Source organism: Brasilonema sp. UFV-L1 (assembly GCF_012912105.1).
GTDB lineage: Bacteria > Cyanobacteriota > Cyanobacteriia > Cyanobacteriales > Nostocaceae > Brasilonema.
In genome coordinates, this window is record NZ_QMEA01000094.1 from 21,282 (window position 1) to 27,281 (window position 6,000).

Genomic DNA, 6,000 nt, shown 5'->3' on the forward strand with positions numbered 1-6,000 from the left:
TAGAACACAAATCATATGTTATATAAATAAATAAAATACCGCTTATTACAGTTGCTCGCCTTTTTTGTCCCTTTTTCAACTCGTCGAACTTACTTTAATTAACGTGATCGCGGCCACAACCTAATAACCAGCGAAGTCAATGCGGCGGCTATAATGGCTGCTCCAATACCATATACCAATGGTATAGCAGGCTCGAACCACCAGGGTTTTGGTTCTGGCAAAGATGTGGCTAAGACAGACCTAATAGGATCATTGGGAGCCTCACCGAGTTTATCTAGAGATGCAACCAGGGAACCTGCTGCCAACCCCACACCGACGATGGCGACAGTATTTTGGAAGTTATGGTCGCGTTGGGCTTTGTCAACTTCTACCTCAGATCGAATGAAATTGACAGCAACCTGCAAAAGTTCCAAGCCTTTACTAAAATTATGAGAGTCTTTTTGCAATTGTCGGAGATATTTTGTTTCTGTATGTTGACTAAACTTTTTCAGAAACTCTAGGTCATTATTGCTTGGATCTGAGGCTGATGTTTTTTGTATGGTATCTAGACACTGGCAATAATTATGTAAATTAATTTCAATGGTATTGGTTTGATAATTAAGGTATGTTATGTCAATCGCATAGTGAGAAAATATATTTTCTGCTTTCTCTAGATTTTTATGCAATTTCTTTAAGTGAATTTTTTCTGGTTTTTCTTTCCTTAAAAACTTGATACAGTCTTGAATTCCTATAAAATCTCGCTTTAAATATTTTTTTATGATTTTGCTTTGATTGTTAGACCAAATTATTTTGCTGCGATAACAAAACAAGCACATCCAATCATTAATAAAATCAGCCGCTTTTTCAGCAGTTTTATGGTCTGGATAGATGGCAATAATGATATGATGGTTATCTTCAATACTCTCTGGAGGTAATGAATCAATTGAATCGATAGTGCCAGCTTCTGGTATCCTGAAGCCGTATTGCCAAAGTTCAAAGATATTTCCCCCTAAAAAATAGCCTTTTCCTTGCAAGTTTTTTCCCCAATCAGCATTGGGAATGAGGGCTTGGTAGCATTTTTGGGCAATGATTTCAGGGTTTTGGTTAGGAGAATTATCATTTGGCAGTGTACCATAAATTAGCCAGGTTTCTCCTAGAGTAGCTGCCTGATTATTCAGGTTTTGGTCAATCAGTTCTTTAAGATTTTTAATGGTACTAACTGAGTAAGGATAGGTTTGATCTGCAACTGAGCAGTCGAGTAATAGTCCATAAGTATCATTGAGTTGCACCGGATAGTAATACCCCTCATAATCTCGAGATTCTAGGGTCAAAGGTGCGGTTTTTTGTTTTCCAAGTAGCTTAAATAATTCGGTTTCAAACTGGTTGTCATTTTCAATGATAGAGAAGCGAATACTTACTGGGAGTTTTTCAGCGAACAATTGGCGTTTTTTCTCAAATTCATCAGGATTTTGCCCCAATGACTCTCGCAAATAGTAGCGATACAAATCGATAGTGAGATAGAGTAGATTAGCCATGAAGTTAGTAAATATCAGTTAGGTTTTTGATCGAGCCATTTCTTGATCCGATCAAGAAAGCTCTTTTTTTTGATAGCAGCAGGAGGGTCATCACTTCTCAGAGTGACGGATACCATGCTGTTGATAATAATGTTACTATCAGATTCAGCAGACTCCCCTGGTTTGTAACCGCGTATTTCACGAGTACTATCAGTTGCTAATTCCTGTTCAAGTTCAGCTTTCGTGGGTAGTAAGTTGAGTAGGATGTTACCATCGATTTCGTCTAACTTAACTTTGATTGCTTGATACTGCTGATGTAAGGAAGAATTAGCCGAAATCACCCGCATCAAGCCTTGTTCAATGTAATTCCAATCTCCAGGGTCGAGTTCAAGCTGTTGACTCGCCTTTTTTAATGCATCTTTTTCCTTAAGATTCAAAGGGACATCTAACTCTTTCAACGCTAATAGCAAAGCTAGTAAAGTAGTGTTAACACACATCACTTAACCTATGAGTTAATCTGGGATAATATAGATGATAAACCACATCTATTTTGAGAACCATAGTTTTTAAAGTAGTGGCAGCAAGATGCTCCTAGCAGGTAGTAGCGGACAAAATGCCTGGACTACTCTATGTTTCAAAATGCACTAGTACAGCGCGGCGTAAGTAACAGACCCATAGTATGAGATACTAAGCAAGCAAGAAAGATAAATAGTAATAAGAGCAGAATGCAAGGAACGAAGAGGTGGCACAATTAGCTCCAAAATCCTTAACCCTAAGTGAGTGCGATCGCTTAGAACTAGAAAAATTCATAAATCGCCATAGCGCACAACAACAAATCGTACTGAGAGCCAAAATTATCTTGCTGGCAGATGAAGGAAAAAATAACCGAGAAATTGCACGACAATTAAACATCAACCGAGTCATGGCTCGTAGATGGCGAGATCGATGGTTAGAGTTAAGCGAGCGCTCCTTACCGGTAATTGAGAGATTACAAGACTCAGAACGTAGTGGTGCGCCTACGAAATTTAGTATGGAGCAAGTAGTCGATTTATTTGCGTTGGCGTGTTCACAACCAGAGGATTATGGACGATATTATCAAATATATGAAGCGGGAAGCTTTGGTCGTTGGCATCAATCAATATCCTAGTCACACAAACCTCTCGACACCAGCAAAAGATGCTGAGCAAGTAGCAAAACTTCTGAAGGAATATGGTGAATTTGAGGTGTACCGATTGCCCAATAAGCAGGGGGAACGGCTAGTTGATCCAGATGGACTGGTTAAGCAACAACATCTAGAGGATGCTATTAACAGACTGTTCTCGACCAAAGATGGCAAAATTCCTGACACAGCAGTGCTTTATTTTGCTGGTCATGGTTTGCTAAAGGAGGATGAAGACGGAAAAGAAGTCTTTCTTGCTACTGGTGAGACTAGACCGGGAAAAGAGAGGGGTATCACCATCAAAAAGTTACAGGAGATTTTGGCAAATAGTCAGGTGAGGCAGCAGATTGTTTGGCTTGATTGCTGCCATAGTGGGGCGTTGATGACGGATTTAGGTGAGGTGCACAAAGGACGCGATCGCTGTTTTATTACTGCGTGTCGTGAGTTCGAGACAGCTACTGGGGAAGTTCTGACAAAAGCTTTGTTGGAAGCTCTTGATCCCATAGAAAAAGAAAATAAGTTGGTGACTAACTACACCCTAGAAGATTTCATTAAACAGAAACTAGAACACACGCCACAACATCCTGTCATACGTAACGATGGCGAAATCATTCTCACTGGCAAAGACGGAGTTCTATCCAAAATCTGCCCCTACAAGGGGTTGGAATATTTTGACTTCAATCCGGAAGAACCTAAAAAAGCAATAGACCCCAGATATTTCTATGGGCGCACTCAATTAACAAATCAGCTGTTAGAAAAGGTAGAAGAAAGCAATTTCCTTGCCGTACTGGGAGCATCCGGGAGTGGTAAATCTTCTGTTGTTAGAGCCGGGTTACTCTATCAACTGTATTTAGGAGAGAAAATACCAAGCAGCAATCGCTGGAAAATTTACAAACCATTTACCCCTGGAGAGCATCCGCTCCAAAATTTGGCAAAGGTATTCGTGGATTCGGAGTTATCAGACAATGCACGGGCATCCTTGTTCGCAGCCCAAGGAGCAGATGGATTAGGACAATTGATTAACAATGCAAACGCTGAGCGAGTAGTGCTGGTGGCGGATCAATTTGAGGAAGTTTTTACCCTATGTCAAGATCATAGCAAACGGCAGCAGTTTTTTGAGTGCTTGATGGGTGCGGTAAATAAGTGACTTTGTTGGCGAATTCAAAATAAACCTGTGGAACAAGCAGGTTAGGATAGCCTTGAGGGCGTTTGCATCGTTTAGGAGTCTCCACCTAGTTCACTAATAAAACGTGAGAGAGCTTTTTTAGCAGCTTTGTATCCTGGAGCTTGTTTACCTAAGCGCATCTCAACAAGAATGCGATCGCTGATAGCTGCTAAATCAGCAGTTGGGGAAAGCTGGTGATGTTTTTTAGATAGCAGTTCTTCCTGGGCTGGTTGCAAATCCCCCATCAATTGCTTTTCTAAATTTGCTATACGCTCTGATAGATGCTGTTGTAGCGCTAGACAATTTGCTAGACAAGTTTCTGTATGGCTTAAACGTAATGTAAGGCACGATAAAGCTTTTGAAAGTTGATTGTTCAGAGAAGCATCGTTTTCTATAGCAGCTTTTAAAGCTTGAGTTATAAAGTCAGTTTGAGAGATGTTTTCTGCTTTACATTTAGCTTGTATAGCAGCTAAAAGATTTTCATCAAGCCGAAAATTTACTTGAATCCGCTTCTTATCCTGCATGACTTTTCTCCCTAGTCTAGCTTCTGTCTATCATAAGTCAGTCTAGTTATTTGATAGACAAATGTGTTAAAAGTCTTATCATTCTGTTGATAGACTTTTGCTAGATAATACCTGTGGTGGTTCAATAAAATTAAGCCAAACAAAACCAGGGTGTGGAATGTAACGATGTCACTACAACCGGAACCAGGCTTCCCAATTCCAGACGAAACTGCCCGTGTTGCTAAAGCTTCGTTTCCGAAGGGAAGCATATATATCAGGATGCGGGATGAGTTAGGAGTATTTTATTGCGATTACGCGTTCGCTCCTTTATTTCCTCGGCGTGGACAACCAGCCATAGCACCAGCCCGTCTAGCTTTAGTGACCGTGATGCAGTATGCTGAAGGTTTAACTGATAGACAAGCCGCCGATGCTGTTCGTAGTCGAATTGATTGGAAATATGCTTTGGGGCTAGAATTAACTGACCCTGGTTTTGATTTTTCAGTTTTAAGCGAGTTCCGCTCTCGTTTAATCGACGGATCACACGAGAGACAATTACTTGATTTGATGCTGACTTGTTTTGTCGAAAAAGGGTTGCTCAAATCTCCTAAACAACAACGTACAGATTCATCTCATGTTCTAGCAGCGATCCGTGTATTGAGCCGCTTAGAAAATATAGGTGAAACTTTACGTTATGCCTTGAATACATTGGCTGTTGTTGCACCAAATTGGCTGCAAACGATAGTTCCCAAACCAGAATGGTACGAACGTTATGGAAGAAAATTTGAAGACTCTCGACTACCTTCTAATCGAGAAGAACGTACATCAGAAGCTGTAAGAATTGGTACTGATGGAGTCTATTTATTAGATGCAATTTGGTCTGATTTAGCTCCTAGTTGGCTGTGTAAAGTAGAAGCTGTAGAGATTCTGAGATTGGTTTGGATACAACAATTTTCTGTTGAAAACGACGTAGTTAAATTACGGTCAGCCGACGATATTCCTCCACCATCCATTATAATTAATTCTCCCTATGACCCGGATGCCAGAAGAGGAAATAAACGTACCACTACATGGACTGGTTATAAAGTTCATTTGAGTGAAACTTGTGACGAGGATGCACCTCACTTAATTACTTATGTGGAAACTACACCGACAAGTGATAGAGATCATGAAATTATTGATGAACTTCATGAAAATTTAACTGAAAGAGAGATTCTACCAACAGAGCATTTGGTTGATACTGGCTACATAGATGCTCAATTACTTGTGGATTCTAAACAGAAGTATAACGTTGATTTAGTTGGTCCTGCTCCTGGTGATTCCCAATGGCAATCACGTGCCGGAAATGGTTTTGGACTGGCAGATTTTGAAATAGATTGGTCACAACAAGTTGTCCGTTGTCCTCTAGGTAAATTGTCTAGCTCTTGGACAAATCGTTTAAATCTTTATTCTCAACCAGTTGTTGTAGCTAGGTTTAAAAAATCTGATTGTCAGAATTGTCCATCACGTCTTGATTGTACAAAAGATAAAACCGGAGTCAGAACCTTAACTTTACGTCCCAAAGAATTACATGAAGCTCTTTTTAATGCTAGAGTGCGGCAACAAACTCCTGAATTTAAGGAGCAGTATGCTAAAAGATCTGGTGTTGAGGGTACTATAGCGGTTCTCGGTTGAGTCCAATAC

At 40.2% G+C, this 6,000-nt stretch carries 6 protein-coding genes; 3 read left to right on the top strand and 3 right to left on the bottom strand.

The genetic code is table 11. The features are described 5' to 3' along the window. Window positions 1-98: 98 nt before the first annotated feature. Together DP117_RS23475 and DP117_RS23480 are read right to left on the bottom strand one after the other, a co-directional pair. Window positions 99-1,514 carry a hypothetical protein gene (locus DP117_RS23475; protein ID WP_169220653.1) on the bottom strand — a complete coding sequence of 472 codons (1,416 nt, stop codon included), beginning with the start codon at window positions 1,512-1,514 and terminating at the stop codon, window positions 99-101. A gap of 14 nt (window positions 1,515-1,528) precedes the next feature. Next, the gene (locus DP117_RS23480; protein ID WP_169220654.1) at window positions 1,529-1,990 is read right to left on the bottom strand and encodes a hypothetical protein; all 462 of its coding nucleotides are present in this window, start codon (window positions 1,988-1,990) and stop codon (window positions 1,529-1,531) included. Between the two features lie 245 nt (window positions 1,991-2,235). Between DP117_RS23480 and DP117_RS23485 the strand changes: the two genes are divergently transcribed. Both DP117_RS23485 and DP117_RS23490 read left to right on the top strand, forming a co-directional pair. Further along, complete coding sequence (locus tag DP117_RS23485; protein WP_169220655.1) at window positions 2,236-2,640, top strand: helix-turn-helix domain-containing protein; 405 nt, start codon at window positions 2,236-2,238, stop codon at window positions 2,638-2,640. Beyond that, window positions 2,576-3,799, top strand: a complete 1,224-nt coding sequence (locus DP117_RS23490; protein ID WP_248277787.1) for a caspase family protein — start codon at window positions 2,576-2,578, stop codon at window positions 3,797-3,799. The genes DP117_RS23485 and DP117_RS23490 overlap by 65 nt, the downstream gene beginning before the upstream one ends. 71 nt (window positions 3,800-3,870) lie before the next feature. Here the strand turns inward: DP117_RS23490 and DP117_RS23495 are convergent, their stop codons facing one another. Then, window positions 3,871-4,341 carry a ribbon-helix-helix domain-containing protein gene (locus DP117_RS23495; protein WP_169220656.1) on the bottom strand — a complete coding sequence of 157 codons (471 nt, stop codon included), beginning with the start codon at window positions 4,339-4,341 and terminating at the stop codon, window positions 3,871-3,873. Window positions 4,342-4,506: 165 nt separating this feature from the next. Between DP117_RS23495 and DP117_RS23500 the strand changes: the two genes are divergently transcribed. Then, window positions 4,507-5,991 (top strand): IS1182 family transposase, encoded by a 1,485-nt coding sequence (locus DP117_RS23500; protein ID WP_169220657.1) that lies wholly within the window; start codon window positions 4,507-4,509, stop codon window positions 5,989-5,991. Window positions 5,992-6,000 lie beyond the last annotated feature (9 nt).

What these genes read in the sequence shown, in the direction of transcription:
- DP117_RS23475 (WP_169220653.1), bottom strand. Translation starts at nt 1,514, where the DNA reads ATGGCTAATCTACTCTATCTCACTATCGATTTGTATCGCTACTATTTG.
- DP117_RS23500 (WP_169220657.1), top strand. Translation starts at nt 4,507, where the DNA reads ATGTCACTACAACCGGAACCAGGCTTCCCAATTCCAGACGAAACTGCC.
- DP117_RS23495 (WP_169220656.1), bottom strand. Translation starts at nt 4,341, where the DNA reads ATGCAGGATAAGAAGCGGATTCAAGTAAATTTTCGGCTTGATGAAAAT.
- DP117_RS23490 (WP_248277787.1), top strand. Translation starts at nt 2,576, where the DNA reads ATGGACGATATTATCAAATATATGAAGCGGGAAGCTTTGGTCGTTGGC.
- DP117_RS23480 (WP_169220654.1), bottom strand. Translation starts at nt 1,990, where the DNA reads ATGTGTGTTAACACTACTTTACTAGCTTTGCTATTAGCGTTGAAAGAG.